At 37.4% G+C, this 16,503-nt stretch carries 16 protein-coding genes; 12 read left to right on the plus strand and 4 right to left on the minus strand.

From position 1 onward, the window contains the following. Window positions 1-39 precede the first annotated feature (39 nt). A complete protein-coding gene (locus ACQKN3_RS04225; protein ID WP_427709644.1) occupies window positions 40-672 on the plus strand; it encodes a TetR/AcrR family transcriptional regulator in 633 nt (210 codons plus the stop codon). Between the two features lie 76 nt (window positions 673-748). Continuing rightward, window positions 749-1,483 carry a glucose 1-dehydrogenase gene (locus ACQKN3_RS04230; protein ID WP_251687614.1) on the plus strand — a complete coding sequence of 245 codons (735 nt, stop codon included), beginning with the start codon at window positions 749-751 and terminating at the stop codon, window positions 1,481-1,483. A 62-nt stretch (window positions 1,484-1,545) separates the two neighbouring features. Here the strand turns inward: ACQKN3_RS04230 and ACQKN3_RS04235 are convergent, their stop codons facing one another. Beyond that, a complete protein-coding gene (locus ACQKN3_RS04235; RefSeq protein ID WP_251687616.1) occupies window positions 1,546-2,124 on the minus strand; it encodes a copper resistance CopC family protein in 579 nt (192 codons plus the stop codon). 274 nt (window positions 2,125-2,398) lie between these two features. Here ACQKN3_RS04235 and ACQKN3_RS04240 point away from each other — a divergent pair, with 274 nt between their 5' ends. The 3 genes from ACQKN3_RS04240 (at window position 2,399) to rarD (ending at window position 6,931) form a co-directional block, all read left to right on the plus strand. Continuing rightward, on the plus strand, window positions 2,399-4,162 hold the full coding sequence (locus ACQKN3_RS04240) for an ABC transporter ATP-binding protein (RefSeq protein WP_427709647.1): 1,764 nt from the start codon (window positions 2,399-2,401) through the stop codon (window positions 4,160-4,162). After that, on the plus strand, window positions 4,152-5,918 hold the full coding sequence (locus ACQKN3_RS04245) for an ABC transporter ATP-binding protein (RefSeq protein ID WP_427709649.1): 1,767 nt from the start codon (window positions 4,152-4,154) through the stop codon (window positions 5,916-5,918). The genes ACQKN3_RS04240 and ACQKN3_RS04245 overlap by 11 nt, the downstream gene beginning before the upstream one ends. A gap of 86 nt (window positions 5,919-6,004) precedes the next feature. After that, complete coding sequence (gene rarD, locus ACQKN3_RS04250) at window positions 6,005-6,931, plus strand: EamA family transporter RarD (RefSeq protein WP_427709651.1); 927 nt, start codon at window positions 6,005-6,007, stop codon at window positions 6,929-6,931. A gap of 85 nt (window positions 6,932-7,016) precedes the next feature. Here the strand turns inward: rarD and ACQKN3_RS04255 are convergent, their stop codons facing one another. Continuing rightward, window positions 7,017-7,817: a M15 family metallopeptidase gene (locus ACQKN3_RS04255; RefSeq protein WP_427709653.1), complete on the minus strand. Its 801-nt coding sequence runs from the start codon at window positions 7,815-7,817 to the stop codon at window positions 7,017-7,019. A 196-nt stretch (window positions 7,818-8,013) separates the two neighbouring features. Continuing rightward, complete coding sequence (locus tag ACQKN3_RS04260; RefSeq protein WP_427709655.1) at window positions 8,014-9,237, minus strand: MFS transporter; 1,224 nt, start codon at window positions 9,235-9,237, stop codon at window positions 8,014-8,016. A gap of 109 nt (window positions 9,238-9,346) precedes the next feature. Here ACQKN3_RS04260 and ACQKN3_RS04265 point away from each other — a divergent pair, with 109 nt between their 5' ends. Next, the gene (locus ACQKN3_RS04265) at window positions 9,347-9,730 is read left to right on the plus strand and encodes a winged helix-turn-helix transcriptional regulator (RefSeq protein WP_251687630.1); all 384 of its coding nucleotides are present in this window, start codon (window positions 9,347-9,349) and stop codon (window positions 9,728-9,730) included. Window positions 9,731-9,792: 62 nt separating this feature from the next. Here the strand turns inward: ACQKN3_RS04265 and ACQKN3_RS04270 are convergent, their stop codons facing one another. After that, window positions 9,793-10,632: an aldo/keto reductase gene (locus tag ACQKN3_RS04270; protein WP_427709657.1), complete on the minus strand. Its 840-nt coding sequence runs from the start codon at window positions 10,630-10,632 to the stop codon at window positions 9,793-9,795. A gap of 538 nt (window positions 10,633-11,170) precedes the next feature. Here ACQKN3_RS04270 and ACQKN3_RS04275 point away from each other — a divergent pair. From ACQKN3_RS04275 to ACQKN3_RS04300, 6 genes are all read left to right on the plus strand, one after another. Continuing rightward, entirely contained in the window at window positions 11,171-11,599 is a 429-nt protein-coding gene (locus ACQKN3_RS04275) for a DUF1641 domain-containing protein (RefSeq protein ID WP_251687634.1), read from the plus strand. A 35-nt stretch (window positions 11,600-11,634) separates the two neighbouring features. Continuing rightward, on the plus strand, window positions 11,635-12,822 hold the full coding sequence (locus ACQKN3_RS04280) for an NAD(P)/FAD-dependent oxidoreductase (RefSeq protein WP_427709659.1): 1,188 nt from the start codon (window positions 11,635-11,637) through the stop codon (window positions 12,820-12,822). Between the two features lie 122 nt (window positions 12,823-12,944). Continuing rightward, window positions 12,945-13,568: a serine protease gene (locus ACQKN3_RS04285; RefSeq protein ID WP_427709661.1), complete on the plus strand. Its 624-nt coding sequence runs from the start codon at window positions 12,945-12,947 to the stop codon at window positions 13,566-13,568. Window positions 13,569-13,583: 15 nt separating this feature from the next. Next, entirely contained in the window at window positions 13,584-14,915 is a 1,332-nt protein-coding gene (locus tag ACQKN3_RS04290) for a dehydrogenase (protein WP_427709663.1), read from the plus strand. A gap of 94 nt (window positions 14,916-15,009) precedes the next feature. Continuing rightward, window positions 15,010-15,651, plus strand: a complete 642-nt coding sequence (gene cbpA / locus ACQKN3_RS04295; RefSeq protein WP_251687642.1) for a cyclic di-AMP binding protein CbpA — start codon at window positions 15,010-15,012, stop codon at window positions 15,649-15,651. A gap of 144 nt (window positions 15,652-15,795) precedes the next feature. Next, the gene (locus ACQKN3_RS04300; protein WP_427709665.1) at window positions 15,796-16,428 is read left to right on the plus strand and encodes a hypothetical protein; all 633 of its coding nucleotides are present in this window, start codon (window positions 15,796-15,798) and stop codon (window positions 16,426-16,428) included. Window positions 16,429-16,503: the final 75 nt, after the last annotated feature.

The following is a 16,503-nucleotide window of genomic DNA, read 5'->3' on the forward strand; positions in this document are numbered from 1 at the left end:
ACAATACAGCTATAATATGTAAAATTGAGGGGAATACTATTGAGCATTAGAGAACAAAGAAAACAACAGCGCAGGGAACAAATCATTCAGGCAGCAAAAACATTGATGTTAAATAACGGAATTCAACAAGTTCAATTACAGGACGTTGCAAATGAAGTAGGTATTGGTATTGCGACATTTTATCGTTATTTTGCCAATAAAGAATTGCTCGTTTTAGCAATCAATAATGAAATAACTAGGGAAATGACAAATTCTATCAAGCACATTGCAAATGAACCAATGAACGCTTATGAACAAATTGAACGGATATTAACTTATTATATTGAGTTAATCGATGATTCGGAGCATCAATTCGTGAAGTTTTTTAAAGCGTTCGAAGCATATAAACCGATATCTGAAGAGACGTACGAGTACAAGGAATTTCTAGATATTCGAAGAGAAATGGCCAATGTATTGTATTCTATTGCAAAAAAAGGAATGGAAGATCAATCAATCCGAGCTGGCATTGACATTCCGGAGTATGTGTTTACTGTCGTACAAAATATAAGTTATTTTACTGTAGAATCCTATTTGACCGAGCATGACCCTGATCTACCTGTGAAATTAGATCCTAAAAAGCAGTTACAACTTATTAAGAAGATGTTTTTACAATTTATAGCGACTAAAAATTGACGGACCGATCAAACATTGTTATTGTTAAATTAAGATAGTGATAGTTAACTATCATATTTTTAGGAGGATGATTTTGATGACTCGATTAACAGGTAAAGTTGCAATTATTACAGGTGCTGCTCAAGGTATGGGTGCTGCCCATGCAAAGGCATTTGTAGAACAAGGTGCAAAAGTAGTTTTAACAGATTTAAATGAAGAAAAAGGGAAAGCATTTGCTGCAGAATTAGGGGGAAATGCTATCTTCGTAAAACAAAATGTTACTTTAGAGGAAGATTGGACAACTGTTATCGCGAAAACAGAAGAAGCATTTGGTCCTGTAAACGTACTAGTAAACAATGCAGGTATTTCGATGAACAAAAACATGCTGGAAATGTCTTTAGATGAATACATGAAAATCGTTAATATTAACCAAGTATCTGTATTCTTAGGTATGAAAGCAGTAGCGGCTTCAATGATGAAAGCTGGTGGAGGTTCAATCGTCAACATTTCGTCAATCAATGGCTTAGTTGGTGGTGCTGTAGGTTATACAGATACTAAATTTGCTGTTCGTGGTATGACGAAAGCAGCTGCATTAAACTTGGCGCCAATGGGTATTCGTGTAAACTCAGTACACCCGGGTGTTATTGCAACTCCAATGATTATGCAGGAAGATGCAAAAGCTGCGATTGAAGAATTTGCTAAACATATCCCGCTGAAACGCGTATCGCAACCAGAAGAAGTATCTCAATTAGTAGTCTTCTTAGCATCTGACGAGTCAAGCTACTCAACAGGTGCAGAGTTTGTAGTAGATGGCGGAATAACAGCACAGTAATTTGTAAAAAACTGCACTCTAATTGTTACTTTTAAACAGTTAGAGTGCAGTTTTTATTTGTTTTATTTTTTCGTTTTCTTAACTAACCATCTCTTATAGCTGTACATCGTTATCACTGCCAGCACAAGTACAATCAGCGTAATGACAATAACGAGCGTCCAAAATGATCCTTCGTCATTATCATCTGAATTCGTTTCATCCTTTAATGTATCGACAAGTGAATCTACATCGTTTGCAATTTTTTCAGTTGTATCAGCTGCATTATCCTCTTCTTTCTTTGTCTCCGCAGGCGCATTTACTGCAAATGAAAATGAACCTGATAACGGATGGCCATCCTCGCTAATACTATCCCATTCAACGGTATAAGTGTTATTTGGAAGAGGATCAAGCATAATTCCGGATAGAACTCCATCATTTACAGAAATAGAATGAATCGCCATCTCCTTACCATCACTTGCTATTACTTTAAATAGACTGCCTTCTTCAATTTTTCCTTCAAACGTTAAATCAATCGTTTTTATATTTTCGTTAACCGACTCACCTTCTGCAGGATTTGTTGATACCAAGTGTGTATGTGCGAATGCTCCCGGTACAAATAATAAAAATGTAGCAACAAACGATAATAATAATTGTTTCCTCAATAAAAAAACTTCCTTTCGATATTCATTTAGCAGTTCCCATTCCTGCAGAAAAATTAAAATAAATCTGCTGTAAATGGAGTATTGATTGTAGTATGGACAAAAAGATACAGAAATATTGAATGCGAAAATATAAATGCAAAAACCGTTACAATCATCAGTAAACTTTTTATCAGAAAAATAATTCGGAATCCGAAAAAAATATTTGTGAAATATATCGGAAAATTAAAATATTTGGTAAAATGGTGGAACTTGAGTAAAAAAAGAGGGTGAAAGAATGAAGGTATTTCTTAAATTAGGTTGGTTTTTTAAAGAGCGAAAATACCAATACACAGTCGGACTTCTAATGCTTGTACTAGTAGCCATCCTGCAACTCGTGCCACCGAAAATTATTGGCTTTACTATTGATGAGATCGGAGCACGGACATTAACAAAAGCAGGCCTATTTAAATGGCTCGCTGTCATTATCGGTGTAGCAATTGCCATGTACATACTGCGTTACTATTGGCGTCAAATGATTTTTGGATCGTCTAACTTGTTGGCGCGAACATTACGCGAGAAGCTCCATCGCCATTTTACACAAATGTCTCCGTCATTTTATCAAAAAAACCGTGTCGGGGATTTAATGGCACATGCAACAAATGATATAAGTGCAGTACAGCAAACAGCTGGAGGCGGGGTTTTAACATTATTTGACTCGCTTACAACAGGGGGCTTTGTCATTTTGGCAATGGCAATCACGATTGACTGGCGTCTGACATTAATTGCACTCATTCCGATGCCGCTAGTAGCCTTATCGACGAGCTATTACGGCAAACTTCTGCATGAGCGGTTCCGTCATGCCCAAGCTGCATTTTCCGATTTAAACGATAAAACTCAGGAAAGTATCAGCGGAATGAAAGTACTGAAAACGTTTGGTCAGCAACAGGAGGACGTTACGGATTTTACGAAGCTTTCCGATGAAGTTGTGGAAAAAAATATGCGTGTAGCAAAAGTCGATTCATTATTTGACCCAACAATCAGCTTTGTTGTCGGGTTAAGTTTCATGCTAAGCCTTGGATTCGGGACGAAATTTATTTTGGAAGATGCGATGACAGTCGGTGATTTAGTTACTTTTACGACGTATTTAAGTATTCTGATCTGGCCGATGCTGGCAATTGGAATGCTGTTCAATATTGTCGAGCGAGGCAGTGTTTCATATGACCGGATCGAACGCATTTTAAATACCCCGATTGAAATCGATGACAAGGTTGACGCAATTGAAGAAAATCCTTCAGGAGATCTTCTATTCAATGTCACTTCATTTACATTCCCGGGAGATGCAGCACCGACATTACACGATGTGCATTTTGAGCTGAAACACGGCGAAACACTCGGAATCGTCGGTAAAACAGGTGCGGGGAAGACGTCGATCTTAAAGCTGTTGCTTCGTGAGTTTGAAGGATATGAAGGAACAATACAATTTGGTGAACACAATATAAATGATTATAAGAAAAGTTCTCTGCGTCAGGCGATTGGTTATGTACCGCAAGATCATTTTTTATTCTCGGCAACACTTTATTCCAATATTGCCTTTGCCAATCCACGTGCAAGCATGGCGGAAGTTCGTGCAGCGGCGGCACTTGCAAATATTGATGAAGATATTATGAGCTTTACAGATGGTTATGACACGATTGTCGGAGAACGAGGGGTATCCCTTTCAGGTGGACAGAAACAGCGTATTTCCATCGCTAGAGCATTACTTATGAAACCTGAACTGCTCATTTTGGATGATTCTTTATCTGCGGTTGATGCGCGGACAGAAGAAGCGATTTTGCATTCATTAAAAGAAGAGCGGAAAAATGCGACAACGATTATTACATCACACCGTTTAAGCGCAATCCAGCAGGCACATGTCATTATCGTTCTTGATGGAGGTACAATTATTGAAAAAGGAACCCATGAACAGTTAATGGCACTAGAAGGAAGCTATTATGAAATGTACCAGTTACAGCAACTTGAGCAGTTAGTGGAACAGGGGGGTGACCACGATGGCGAATGAGACGATTTCAAGTAAAGAACAGCGCCTCGTTTTAAAGCGCCTCTTTACGTATTTAAAGCCACATAAAAAGATATTGGCCATTGCGCTGTTTCTTCTTGTTTTAACCGTGCTCGGAGATATTATCGGTCCGTATTTGATCAAAGTCTATATCGACGACCATTTAATGATCGGCAATTTTGATATGACCCCAATCGTCACACTCGGGGTTGGGTACTTTATTATTCAATTGCTGAACGTTATTATCACATATTATCAAAATATTAAATTCCAGGAGCTTGCACTAAAAGTTATTCAACAACTGCGAATTGATGTGTTTTCAAAAATTCACCGACTTGGCATGCGCTATTTTGATCAGGTTCCGGCCGGTTCAATCGTGTCCAGGGCAACAAATGATACGGAAGCGATTAAAGATATGTTCGTGTCGGTACTCATCAGCTTTGTACAGGCGGCGTTTTTAATTGTCGGGGTGTATTTTGCGATGTTTTTCCTAAATGCAAAGCTAGCATTTTACATGCTGCTTTTGCTGCCGGTCATTATGTATATTATTTGGCTCTACCGCAAAATGAGTTCGGTTGTGTATATGCGCATGCGGGAAAAACTGAGTGAGCTTAATGCGAAACTTTCTGAAACATTATCAGGAATGAGTATCGTGCAGGCTTTCCGTCAAGAACCTCGTTTCAATGACGAATTTGACCGTGTCAATGAAGAGCATTTCCAGTCAATGATGGCCAATACGAAAATGAACAGTCTTTTGCTTCGTCCGATTATTGACTTAGTGTACTTTACAGCAATCGTTATTTTACTGTTTTACTTTGGATGGACATCATTTGAAACAGCAGTGGAAGTCGGGGTTGTTTATGCGTTCATTACATATATGAACCGTTTCTTTGATCCGATCAATCAAGTAATGGAACGTCTCGCACTGTTCCAGCAAGCGATTGTAGCGGCATCCCGTGTATTTGAGCTGATAGATAATGAAGAGCTCGAGCCAGCACAGCAAAACAAGCCGGTTCAAGTTTCAAAAGGGCAAATCGAATTTAAAAATGTATCATTTAGCTATGACGGCAAACAAGACGTGCTGAAAAATATTTCATTCACGGTCAATCCAGGGGAGACGGTTGCATTAGTCGGGCATACCGGCAGCGGAAAGAGTTCAATTATCAATCTCCTAATGCGTTTCTATGAGTTTAAGCGCGGTGAAATTTTAATTGACGGCCAGTCGATCAAAGATTACGAACAAAGGGAACTGCGAGAAAAAATGGGGCTTGTACTGCAAGATCCTTTCCTGTTTTACGGAACGATTGATTCGAACATTCGACTGTATAATGAAAATCTAACATTACAGAAGGTGAAGGAAGCGGCAGAGTTTGTGCAGGCAAATGATTTCATTGAATCGCTTCCGGATGGCTATGAAAGCCGTGTAACAGAACGTGGTTCAACGTTTTCAAGCGGTCAGCGCCAACTGGTGGCTTTTGCGAGGACAATTGCGACAAATCCGAAAATCCTTGTACTCGATGAAGCAACGGCAGCGATCGATACCGAAACAGAAGTCGGCATTCAGCAGTCATTGGAAAAAATGCGCAAAGGCCGTACAACGATCGCAATCGCCCACAGACTTTCAACAATTCAGGATGCCGAGCAAATATTAGTATTGCATAAAGGTGAGATCGTTGAACGTGGTACACACCAGCAACTCATCGCACATAAAGGGTTATATCACAAAATGTACTTACTGCAAAATGGTATAGTGGAATAATTTTAATGTCACTATTAAGCTACAATTATTTACTTCTCAAGTATGGACATCTATAATGAGAGTATCAAAAATTAGAAGGTGCACCAATGTCAGAACTAAAGAAGGGCGTCTTATTAGCAATCGGCGCCTATTTAATGTGGGGAATCATTCCCCTGTACTGGAAGCAGCTGCAGCATGTGGGCAGTGTAGAAATATTAGTGGGACGTGTAATTTGGTCCTTTGTATTCACCGTTCTGTTTGTGTTGCTGATCTGTCAGTACAAACAGATGATAGCAGATATAAAAATGCTATGGAAAAATAAGAAACAGTTTTTTTTACTGTTCATAGCATCGGTTTTTGTTTCACTCAATTGGGGAATTTTTATTTGGGCAGTAAACAATGGACATTTACTACAGACAAGTTTAGGTTATTATATTAATCCGCTTATATCCGTATTGTTCGGATTGATCTTTTTTAAAGAGAAAATTTCCCGGGCAACTGCAGTAGCGGTTATCATTGCGGCCATTGGGGTAGGGTATCAGGCGATATTAGGCGGAACGATTCCTTGGGTATCACTGGCGCTGGCGCTGACATTTGCTTTTTACGGTGTAATTAAAAAGCAGATTCCGCTCGATGCGACACGCGGACTCGCAATCGAAACATTGTTTGTTTTACCGATTGCCGTTGCAATATACATTTATTTAATGAATACGTCGGAAATTGCCTTTATGCATGTGGACTGGAAAACCAATCTATTGTTAATGGGCGGCGGGATCGTGACGGCCGTGCCACTTGTACTATTTGCAAAAAGTGCGCAAAAAATTCCACTATATTTATTGGGCTTTATTCAATTTTTGGCACCAACGATCAGCTTAATGCTCGGCATCTTTTTATACAAGGAGCCTTTTACACTGACAGAATTCATCACTTTCGTATGTATTTGGCTGGCAGTATTTATCTTTTCGGCATCCAAAGTGCTCGAAGCGAGAAAACAACATGCAACGTATAATAAAGAGAATGAAGTTAAAGTATAATCTAGCAATAAAAATGAAAAACGACCATTTTGCAACTTGCAAATGGTCGTTTTTTATTTATCCCATTAACATTAACGAACGCCTATCATATTTCCTCCAATACGGAAGTAATAATATATCCTCCGACATTATCACCCGATACTTTGATGTTGTTTGATTCAAGTGTGTTAACAGATGTTTTGTTATCGGTATAATGCACGAAATAAGTTGTATTATCTAATTTCATTTTATAAAATTGCTTCTCTTTTAGATAAGCGATATATTCCTCAAAAACGAAGTCGTGCTGCGTCATCATCACGCTATGGGGCAAGCCTATGTATCGGAAATGCCAAGGTTCATACTCAATACCGGTAATGTCGACTTTGTGTTTAGGATAGCGTAGAATGTAGCCAAACTCCGCTGCATGTTCTTCCATCCATTTTCCTTCTGCAACATTCTCCATTTTGCCGACAGTCGAACCAATATCAATCGATAAGCCCGTCTGATGTTCACTATAGCCGGCTGGCAGGGCATAATCGGCACCGATTTGTTCAAAAAGCTGTTTCTGAAGTTTTCCGCTGCGATAGGCACTATTGATTATGAAATGCTCGATTCCATCCTTCGCTGCCGCATCAAATAATTGCTTGAGTGGTGCAATAGCCTGTTCTTCAAGAAAATACTCTGAATTGACGATTACATTTTCAGCAATATCATCTGGAATGGTGGCTAAGTTGCCTGGTTCATTCTGTAATGCGATGTCCCGGTTAACAAGGACAAGATCCCCGTTTGAGACGGAGTACGATGCTAGTGAAAGCTGCTGAGGTAAGTCGGGAGCACCAACTTGTTCAGTCGTAAAAAATTGAAAGCCAATAACGGCCAAAATCAGTATAAAAATAATCTTTTTCATTAAATAACGCTCCTTCAATCTAAGCATAGCAAATATAATGGAATTTTGAAGGTTAAATTGTGGAGATATTCCGAAGAACTACGAAAATACGGTTGATTGAGCTCCTTTTGAATATTTCCATATGGAATTATAAACAAAAATAGAAACCGTCTCAAACATTAATGTTAGGAGAGGTTTCTATCATATTTTATAAATGTTAATTTTTGAAAAATGGCGAGAATTCATTCTTAGTACAAACATTTTGTTTGTTTTCTACTATCATCCAAACTAATGTAATACTTGCTGCAATGATTACCATTAAAAATCCGTATAGGGGAGTATTGTCCAGTGACTGATAATGTACAATCAAACCGCCGACATATGAACCGAGGAAAATCCCGATATTGAAAGCTGAAATATTTAAAGCAGAAGCCATTGTAGTAGCAGCTGGTACATATTTTTCGGATAGCTGAACGGCATACAATTGTAAGCCTGGCACATTCATAAACATAAACAGTCCCATTGCTAATACCATTACGAGCCCAATTACTTTGGAATCAAATGAGAAGTATACACCAAGTAACGTTAAGGCTAGTCCAATAAAGAAGATGAATATCGCACGCAGTGGATTAATATTTGCAAAGTGGCCACCGATTGTATTACCAATAGCGACACAAATTCCGTATACAACTAATATTACGACAATCGCATGAGGGGAGTAGCCCATTTGATTTTCAAGAATAGGGGACACATATGTGTAAACAACAAATACGCCTCCGTAACCCATTGCTGTAATAAATAAAATTAATAGCATACGGAAATTGCTTAATACTTTTCCAATATCACTTAATGAAATCGGTTTACTTTTTGTTAAATTATTTGGTACAAGGAATGCATTGCTGATTAACCCAATTATGCCAATAACGACGATGAAGATGAATGATAGCCGCCAATCCGTTACTTGGCCAATGAATGTTCCTAAAGGTACTCCACTGACAGTTGCCAAAGTTAATCCTGTAAACATAAAAGCGATGGCACTTGCCCGTTTGTTTGGTGCCACAACGTCAGCAGCTATAACCGCCGCAATCGACATAAATACACCATGGGCAAAAGCAGAAATAATGCGTCCGATCAACAGTAAAGTAAATGTTGGTGCTATCGCTACCCATAAATTACCGACGATAAAAAGTACCATTACGATCAGCAGCACCTTTTTACGGTCAAGCCGGGATGTTAAAACGGTTAAAATTGGTGCTCCGATTGTAACGCCTAATGCATAGATTGATACTGTTAATCCTGCAGTACTTAAAGTAATACCAAACTCATTTGTGATAAGCGGGAGCAATCCAACGCTAATAAATTCTGTGGAACCGATACCAAACGAACTGATTGCTAACGCAAGAAGTGTTAATCTGGCGTTTGGTGTTTTTAATGTAGACATATTAAAATAACTCCTTTGATTTATTTTATAGGGTATAGTATTATTCATACATACAAAAAAAGCATGTACAGTACTTTTAGTTACTTTTGATAATACTGGGGGTTTCAAAATGAAAAAAGTTTATAATATTGGTGTCGAAGCAACACTCGAAGTCATTGGGGGTAAATGGAAACCAGTCATTCTATGTCACCTCAATCACCATGGTCAAATCCGGACGAATGAATTTCGCCGGTTAATTCCCGGCATTTCACAGAAAATGCTGACGTCCCAATTACGCGAACTTGAGCAATGCGGTTTAATTAATCGTAAGGTGTACAACCAAGTACCGCCGAAAGTGGAATATTCCTTAACCCCATATGGACACGAGATGGAGCCGGTGCTCAACTTACTTTGCACGTGGGGGGAGAAACATATCGATAAATTAAAAGAGAATGGTGAAGAAGTTCTTCTTATGCAGCGTGATGATGATATTGCTGAGCAAAAACTATCCTAATGAAAATAATGAAAGCCTCAAAAAACTTGAGGCTTTTCGTCTCTTCAAATCTTCCATTCAAATTAGAAATCAAAAACTACCGGATCCGGACCGACCCGTTTATCTAAATTCATCGCATTAATAATCTGCATTTCTTCATCAGTAAGACTAAAGTCAAAAATGTCGGCATTTTGCGCCATCCGCTCTTTACGAACGGATTTAGGAATCGTGATAACTCTATTTTGAATATCCCAACGTAAAATAACTTGTGAATTTGATTTTCCATACTTTTCGGCAATCTTTGCAATCGTCGGATCTTCGAGTAGACCGCCTTGCATTAATGGAGCCCAAGCTTCCAATTGAATATTGTGCTCTTTGCAAAATGCACGTAATGATTGTTGTTGTAAGCGCGGGTGAAACTCAACTTGGTTAATGACTGGTGTTACCCGAGCGTTTTTCATTAAATCCTGCAAATGCGAAATATTGAAATTGCAAACACCGATTGCTCTGATTTTACCTTTTATATACAGATCCTCTAAAGCACTCCAAGACTCGGCAAATTTATTTTTACCTGGCCAGTGGATTAAATATAGATCCAAATAGTCCAGCCCTAATTTTTCCAAGCTCTCTTCGTAAGCTGAAACAGTTTCCTCATAATTTAATCCGGCATTCCAAACTTTAGATGTGATGAATAAGTCCTCTCTATTTAACCCGGTAGAGGCCAGTGCTAATTTAATGCCCTCGCCAACACCCGCTTCGTTTCCGTAAATAGCGGCTGTATCAATGCTGCGGTAACCTAGCTCAATCGCATTTTTAACAATTTCTACTGTTGTGTCGTTTTCCACCTGAAAGACGCCAAGGCCCATTGCTGGCATTTTTACCTCATTATTTAATTTGATTGTATCCTGTAAACTAGTAATCATTTATTGATCCTCCAATTGAATAAGTATTTCGTTGCTTTTTTATTATGGATCCAGTTAAAAATTAAAAAAAGTACGCACTTTTTCGTTTCATAGCAACGTGGAGGTTCCTATTGAGTCAAATCAACCGTTTGGAGAGTAAGTTTTTTTAGAAAAATAACATGGTGGGAAATAGAGGAGGGGGCGAATCACTTTTACTAGTAAAGAATTTTTGTTTTCTATCATATAAATACCTAATTAACCTTTAATAATGATAAGAAACAACTTATTAAATAATTCCAATATTAAAAATAATGAAGGGAAATTTTTATTATAAAATACACAAAAATACGCTAAATACATAAAAACAAAATTTTTTTAAATAATAATATAACAGAATATTCTTGAATTAAGTTTTTCGGTCGTTTATTTCCGTTTTCTAATTGTAACAAACGAATCTTTGTGCTATCGTTGCTTATTGAATGGTATGTGAAAGTTTTTACAATCGGTATAAAATTTTCGAAAAAAAAATAATATTAAGTGATGGCAAAGGAGAGTTATTATGTCAGAAATGAATAATCAGCAGGTAGAAAAAATGGCTGTTACACAAGAGCAATTAGATGTATTAGACCAGTTACTAAAGCCAGAGGTACAAGCTTCATTAACTACTTTAGTAGATAACTTACCGAAATTGGCTGAGATGACTACATTATTAACAAAAGCATATGATTTCGCGACGAGTGTTGCAACTGACGAAACATTAAAAAATGATACAGTTGCTGCTGTAACAGAAATGGCTAGTCCAGTCGTTGGTACTGCAAAATCATTGGCACAAACAGCGATCGAAGCAAAAGACCGTGCTGAAGTTAACAATGAAACAGTAGGCGTATTCGGCTTATTAAAAATGTTAAAAGACCCACAAGTTCAAGGGGCATTACGTTTTGCTAATGCATTTTTACAAGTAGCATCTGAACGTAAACAAATGAAATAATTTGTATAATCTAATTTTATTGGAGGATTTTTAATATGGTAACTAAAGAAATCGTTATTTTAGGTGCTGGATTTGCTGGTGTATTAGCAGCACAAACAGCTCGTAAATATTTAAATAAAGACGAAGCGCGTATTACAGTTGTAAACCAATTCCCTACACATCAAATCATTACTGAATTACACCGTTTAGCTGGCGGTACAATTGCTGAAGGTGCTGTAGCATTGCCACTTGAAAAGATTTTCAAAGGTTATGACATCAACTTGGAAATCGCAAAAGTAAACAGCTTTAACGTTGAAAGCAAAAATGTAGTACTTTCAAACGGCAAAACATTACAATACGATACATTAGTTGTTGCTCTAGGTAGCCAAACTGGTTTCTTCGGAATCCCAGGTTTAGAGGAAAACTCTTTCGTATTAAAATCAGTTGATGAAGCTAATGCAATTCGCGAGCATATCGAAGCACGCATTAAAGCATATGCAACAACAAAAGACGAAGCAGATGCGACAATCGTTATCGGCGGTGGCGGTTTAACAGGCGTTGAGCTTGTTGGTGAAATCGTAGACCACTTCCCTAAAGTTGCGGCGAAATACGGTGTTAAATTTGAAGATCTTAAAATTAAACTAGTTGAAGCAGGTCCAAAAATCTTACCGGTATTCCCAGAAAACTTAATCGATCGTGCAACTCAGTCATTATCTAAACGCGGTGTAGAATTCATTACATCAACACCTGTTACTGGCGTTGAAGGTAATGTTATTCAATTAAAAGACCGTGAGCCAATCGTTGCAAACACATTAGTGTGGACAGGTGGAGTTGCTCCACTTCCATTAGTAGCAGAATCAGGTTTAGCTGCAGATCGCGGTAAAGCAACAATCAATGACTTCTTACAATCTACTTCACATCCTGAAGTATTTGTTATTGGTGATGCTTCAGCACATATTCCAAACCCAGGTGACCGTCCAACCTATGCGCCAACTGCTCAAGTAGCATGGCAGCAAGGTGAAATTGCTGGTTACAATATTTTTGCACAAATTAAAGGTGCTGACCTAAAAGAATTCAAATTTACTAACTCAGGTACGTTAGGTTCTTTAGGCCGCAAAGACGGTATTGCTACAGTTGGGGCAAACAATACTCAATTAGTAGGTTTACCAGCTTCATTAATGAAAGAAGCTTCAAATATCCGCTATATGACTCATATTAAAGCGTTATTTGGCCTAGCATATTAATTAATATAGACATACCCGAAAGTCACTTTCTTTCGGGTATGTCTTTTTATTTCTGCAAAAAACAACAAATTTTAACAAAAAACTATTATAATGGTAGTAAATGTCGAGAAAGAGGTGTGAAGATGAAAGATTTTGATACATCAAATTCTTTGTTTATTTTAAATGAACAGCAGCTCGAACAATTAATCCTGCTCGAACACTACGACTATTTCTTCCATTTAATCCGCCATGACTTTGCGCAATTATCTTTCGCGAAATACATTGTAAGCGATGTTTGGGTTTACTTTTATTTTGAAGAAGAGCCGGTCATCAATTCAGAGCATGCACTCATTTTTTTGCTTCGTAATTTTATATTGAATGAAGTACTAATAAGTTCGAAATTTAAACGACTGAAAAAAGCCACGGTTGGGTCGTATACTAAAGCTTTAATGGCTTCGGTAATGACCGTCAATCTATTTTTGGATTATTTGCGTGAAGTACTCGGAATATTACCAAAAGAACAATATGATTTATATATGAAGTTTGAAAACAGTTCGAAGCAATTATTTCATGATCGCTTCTATGAATACGAACATTATCCAAAAAAACTCGTCCAAATCGAAACAAAAATTATAAAGAGTTTACGTGATTACCTGGTAGACAACGAAACGAAATATGCTGACAGTAAATATAAAGTCATTCGTTTTATGGATCAATTTTCAATTATTAAACGAGAGCTGTACGAACCGTTATCTTTGAAAAAGTAGGAGGTGGATATAACGATGGGGAAGCAACTTAAGTCATTGCAACTTGATCATTATCGTTCACAAACATTTTCATCAATCGATGCACATTATGAGGCATATATAGCAATGTTAGAAACATTAGTAGTAGAGGCAAATATTGAAAAGGTGAATGCCTTCCTTCGTTTTGATAGTGAGCCTTTTATATTAGCCAATAGCAATATGAAGATTTTACAATTGTTATTGGACACTGAACAGCATATAAAAGAGAACTTAAAAGGGTGTTTAGCAAGCCTCTATTTGGTCATTGGACATTGCTATTATTTCAGTATTGATTTTGAACAGGCAAAAAAATATTACAGACTGGCGAGCAGTTTCGCATTGGAAGATGAAAATTTTTCATTACTGTCACTTGCAATGAATAATTATTATGCAACACAAATGGATGAATTACCAAAAGATATCTTTTGGGATATTAGCAAGATTCCAGCTGTTTTTTTAAAGATGGGGAACCCGGAAGATGAGAGGTTTTTGCTCGTCCGTTTTATCACTCATATTGAATTGTCCCTGCAGATTGGTAAAGTGGAGTATGCGAAAAAGTTATTTAATGACTATTTTGAAGAGTACCCATTCGAAAAGTTTTCTCGTATAGATTTGCATGTCCGTGTACTAAGGGGAAAAATTCTTTTTGAAAATGACCGATTTGAATGTGCAATAGAAGTACTTCATGAGGTGCTCCTTCTTTGTATGAAAGCCAACAGCCATAAGGATTTAGTGCAGGAGTGCTATAAATATATTACCCAATCATATAAGCTGATAAATGAAGAAACTCTTCTAAAAAAGATGGAGCAGTACCAAGCGCGTTTTTACCGCAAAATTGAAACAGATAAACGCTATATGGAAAAATATATTAAAACGTCAATAACTAACGAATTTGAATTGGATAAAAGTTTTATATCGCCATTACAGCAGTTTCAGCTCGCGGGTACATATCTATTAAAATCGACAAAAGATGCAGGGTTTACGCTCGTACTAGTTGATTGTAAAGTGGTGGAGTCTGAAAAAGAGAAGTTAAATGAAATCATCCATTTAATCAATCTAGAAATGATGAAAGAGATGAAAGAGGTCATCATAACGAGTACACGCCTTGATGAATCTACAATCGGCTATATTATTCAGCTATCTGAAAAATGTACCGATACATTGTGCGCAAAGGTCTTCTATAAAATCCGTGAACATTACCCGAAAAACGAAAGCGTACTGGAGGCCATCTATTTTGCATCGGTAAATAATAAAGAAAATAATTTACCGAGCTACCAAAAATGCCTTGATTTAGCATATGCGTATATTTATTATGAAATTTACAAATAAGATTTAACTGTAAAATACGAAATATTCTAAAAATTACTTTCGTATTTGAAGGACTACCTTTAAAATAAGAGTAGAACATCAAGGAGGTAATGCCATGTTAGTGAAACAAAGATATGTAAAGAAAAAAGATGTAAGTTATGTGAAAGAGACGGATCCTATCAAAGACGTTCTCGGTCAGTTAAATGACAACGGCTACAGATGCATCCCTGTATTGGATGAAGCGGGGGAAAAATTCGTCGGAAATATTTATAAAGTCCAAGTACTCGAATATAAATTAAAAGAAGGCGACATGAAAGCCCCGGTTAAAGCACTTACTGAAGAACCGGATGCTTTCGTCCACGAAAACAGTTCATTTTTTGAAGTATTCCATTCAATTAAACAATTGCCTTATTTGGCCGTTGTTGACACGAAAGGGAACTTTGCCGGTATTTTACCTCATTCTAAAGTATTTGAGTTGCTGGAAGAGGCGTGGGGCTACCGTACAGGAAGCTGTGCCATTACAATTGCATTGCCGGACACAGACGGTATCTTAATTAGAGTTCTGACTGCGGTTAAAAAGGTGTGGCCACTGCATTGTGTGTTCTCTCTTGATGATGATACGACTTATTTACGTCGAGTGATTATTACTCTGGCAAAAGGTGCGAAACAATCGACAGTGGACGAGCTGGAGGCAGCCATCTTAAAACAGGGTGCCCGTATTATTGATTTGGAAGTATTTGATAAAGAAAATTTTTAGTTATAAAGCGATTCGTTCAATAGAGCGAATCGCTTTTTCTTTAATTAATTGTGTACTAATACAGAAATCGGAAAAATTAAGAGGGATTTGCTGATTTATATAGAAATGTATGTAAAAAGGGGATTTTCTGAAAGGAGAACAATAATGTTTATCCAAATAAACGAGGAAAAAATAGAGTTCACTAAAATCGAGATAATTGTACTAGAACAGGGAATTGCCGACTTATACGAGAGTTTTGATAAAAAGACGCTTGGCGAACTTGCGAAACAAAAGAAATATGAGCACTTATATGACTTTGTTAACAAACAAACACACTTAAAGGATAAGCCGGCCGGGACAGCAATAAAGGCGCTAAAAAAAGAAGGGAATCATTTTTACAGGCAGTTTTTGAATAACTACGGTGATCTTATATATTCTCGGTTTGTCGTCAGTGGTGAAGAGGATTTATTGAAGAAACGGGGTGTGTATACAATTATTGCGAACAATGAACTGAAATTTTGCGGTGTATGTGCAAGAACATTTAAAGAGCGTTTTAATCAGCATATTGGCAGTATATATGCAAAAGGTTGCTATCGGGATGGAACATCTACTCATTGCCATGTTAACGCAAAGATAACACAGCTTTTGCCTGCGAGCGATGTACATTTTGCAATCTATCCAATGGAGAACGAAAAAGCGATGAATAAATTGAAGAATGCGATTGTGAAGCGCTTCGAACCTGAATGGAATTTACGGTCCAACAGAGAAGTTTTCGAATTATCTTCGGCTTCGTTATAAATAATTCTGCCTTAATCTTTATAGATAAAGGCAGAATTTTTCATTTTACTACATTTTTCCGGTTTCATTTTCGAC

The organism is Solibacillus sp. NPDC093137 (genome assembly GCF_050280445.1).
Classification (GTDB): Bacteria; Bacillota; Bacilli; order Bacillales_A; family Planococcaceae; genus Solibacillus; species Solibacillus isronensis_B.

What these genes read in the sequence shown, in the direction of transcription:
- ACQKN3_RS04230 (WP_251687614.1), top strand. Translation starts at nt 749, where the DNA reads ATGACTCGATTAACAGGTAAAGTTGCAATTATTACAGGTGCTGCTCAA.
- ACQKN3_RS04240 (WP_427709647.1), top strand. Translation starts at nt 2,399, where the DNA reads ATGAAGGTATTTCTTAAATTAGGTTGGTTTTTTAAAGAGCGAAAATAC.
- ACQKN3_RS04245 (WP_427709649.1), top strand. Translation starts at nt 4,152, where the DNA reads ATGGCGAATGAGACGATTTCAAGTAAAGAACAGCGCCTCGTTTTAAAG.
- rarD (WP_427709651.1), top strand. Translation starts at nt 6,005, where the DNA reads ATGTCAGAACTAAAGAAGGGCGTCTTATTAGCAATCGGCGCCTATTTA.
- ACQKN3_RS04255 (WP_427709653.1), bottom strand. Translation starts at nt 7,817, where the DNA reads ATGAAAAAGATTATTTTTATACTGATTTTGGCCGTTATTGGCTTTCAA.
- ACQKN3_RS04260 (WP_427709655.1), bottom strand. Translation starts at nt 9,237, where the DNA reads ATGTCTACATTAAAAACACCAAACGCCAGATTAACACTTCTTGCGTTA.
- ACQKN3_RS04265 (WP_251687630.1), top strand. Translation starts at nt 9,347, where the DNA reads ATGAAAAAAGTTTATAATATTGGTGTCGAAGCAACACTCGAAGTCATT.
- ACQKN3_RS04270 (WP_427709657.1), bottom strand. Translation starts at nt 10,632, where the DNA reads ATGATTACTAGTTTACAGGATACAATCAAATTAAATAATGAGGTAAAA.
- ACQKN3_RS04275 (WP_251687634.1), top strand. Translation starts at nt 11,171, where the DNA reads ATGTCAGAAATGAATAATCAGCAGGTAGAAAAAATGGCTGTTACACAA.
- ACQKN3_RS04280 (WP_427709659.1), top strand. Translation starts at nt 11,635, where the DNA reads ATGGTAACTAAAGAAATCGTTATTTTAGGTGCTGGATTTGCTGGTGTA.
- ACQKN3_RS04285 (WP_427709661.1), top strand. Translation starts at nt 12,945, where the DNA reads ATGAAAGATTTTGATACATCAAATTCTTTGTTTATTTTAAATGAACAG.
- ACQKN3_RS04290 (WP_427709663.1), top strand. Translation starts at nt 13,584, where the DNA reads ATGGGGAAGCAACTTAAGTCATTGCAACTTGATCATTATCGTTCACAA.
- cbpA (WP_251687642.1), top strand. Translation starts at nt 15,010, where the DNA reads ATGTTAGTGAAACAAAGATATGTAAAGAAAAAAGATGTAAGTTATGTG.
- ACQKN3_RS04300 (WP_427709665.1), top strand. Translation starts at nt 15,796, where the DNA reads ATGTTTATCCAAATAAACGAGGAAAAAATAGAGTTCACTAAAATCGAG.